Origin of the sequence: Collinsella aerofaciens, from assembly GCF_015560135.1 — a bacterium.
Lineage (GTDB): Bacteria > Actinomycetota > Coriobacteriia > Coriobacteriales > Coriobacteriaceae > Collinsella > Collinsella aerofaciens_AN.
The window spans coordinates 1-1,490 of sequence record NZ_JADMRH010000048.1 but is presented as its reverse complement, the minus strand read 5'-3'; the positions used below and the strand labels follow the sequence as shown (position 1 = coordinate 1,490).

The following is a 1,490-nucleotide window of genomic DNA, read 5'->3' as shown; positions in this document are numbered from 1 at the left end:
GGTCGCGCGCGCAGACGTGGTGTAAGGGCGTCCTGAGGTCCGTCGCTGCAAGTCCCGATGTTACTCCTTCTTGAGGCCGTGCTTCTCGACTATCTCGTCCACTATCTCCCTGGCGCGCCGCCCGAGCGCGCGGCGCCTCCCCTCTGTCGGGGCCGGCCTGTCCGCGGGCTCGGCGAAGCCCTCGGCGGCCGAGGCCTCGGAGAACATGCGCTGCTGGGACCACTGCCCCTCGGTCTCCATGAGGCTCGCGCACGTCAGGCGCAGCATCGACTCCCTCGAGGGGAAGGACTGCACGACCCTGTAGCGGCGCTTGATCTCGCGGTTGGCGCGCTCCTGGACGTTGTTGGTGCGGAGCTTGGCCCAGTGCGCCCTGGGGAAGGCCGTGAACGCCAGCGCGGAGTCCTCGGCCCGCTCGAAGACCTCGCCGGCCCTGGCGGACACCGACGCCACCCAGGGCGCCGCCTCGGCCCACACGCAGCGCGCGAGGTCGGGGTCGTCCTGGTAGACCGCGGCGTGCACGAGGTCCCTGACGGCCGCCTTTGAGTCCTCGGGCCTGCCCGAGCAGGCGCTCTGGAGGTTGCGCTGCAGGTGCGTCACGCAGCGCTGCCAGGCGCAGCCCTGGAACAGGCGCGAGACGGCGGCCACGAGCCCGGCGTGGCTGTCGGAGACCACGAGGCGGACGCCGGCCAGCCCGCGCTCGCGCAGCCCGCCGAGGAACGCCGCCCAGGAGTCCTCGCTCTCGGTGTCGACCACGTCGCAGCCCAGGAAGTGCTTGCGCCCGTCGGCGCCCAGCCCGATCGCGGTCACGACGCCCTGCGAGACGACCGACGAGCCGACCCTGCAGCTCATGTAGGTGGCGTCGAGCCACAGGTAGCAGCACGGCGTGCCCGACAGGTCGCGGCGGCGGAACTCCGCCACCTCGGCGTCGAGGTCGGAGCAGAGGCTCGAGACCTCCGAGCTCGACAGCGAGGATATGCCCAGCTTGGACGCCACGCGCTCGACCTTGCGGGTGGACACGCCGCACACGTACATCTCCTGCACGATGGCGGCCACCGAGGTGTCGACGCGCGACCATCGCGCGAGCATGCCCTCGGGGTAGTAGGTGCCGTGCCTGAGCTTGGGTATCTCGAGCTCCACGTCGCCCACGGCGGTCTTGAGCGACCTGGGGCGGTAGCCGTTGCGGCTGTTCTCCCTGCCGTCGCTGCGCTCGTTGCGGCCCGCGCCGCACATCTGCTGGGCCTCGGAGTCCATCAGCGCGTTCATCACGCCGCCCAGCACCCTGCACGCGAACTCGCGCGCGTCGCCGCACTCCTGCCAAAGCCTCGCCGCCTCGAGGGCCTCGTCGCGGCCGAGGCGCAGTACACTCTCTTCTTGGGGCATCGCCTTTCCTTCCATTCGTCACCTTCATTACTCCAACGACGAATTCTAGGCGGTGTCCCCTCCCTTTCAAGAAAGGGAGGGGGCGGGGCATGCCCCGCCTCTTACACCAC

At 70.4% G+C, this 1,490-nt stretch carries 1 protein-coding gene; it reads right to left on the bottom strand.

The window, feature by feature from the left end; genetic code table 11:
• Positions 1–60 precede the first annotated feature (60 nt).
• Entirely contained in the window at positions 61–1,380 is a 1,320-nt protein-coding gene (locus I2H19_RS09845; protein WP_229089899.1) for an IS256 family transposase, read from the bottom strand.
• Positions 1,381–1,490 lie beyond the last annotated feature (110 nt).

Bases quoted from the DNA above. Each gene is read 5' to 3' on its own strand.
- I2H19_RS09845 (WP_229089899.1), bottom strand. From the start codon at position 1,380: ATGCCCCAAGAAGAGAGTGTACTGCGCCTCGGCCGCGACGAGGCCCTC.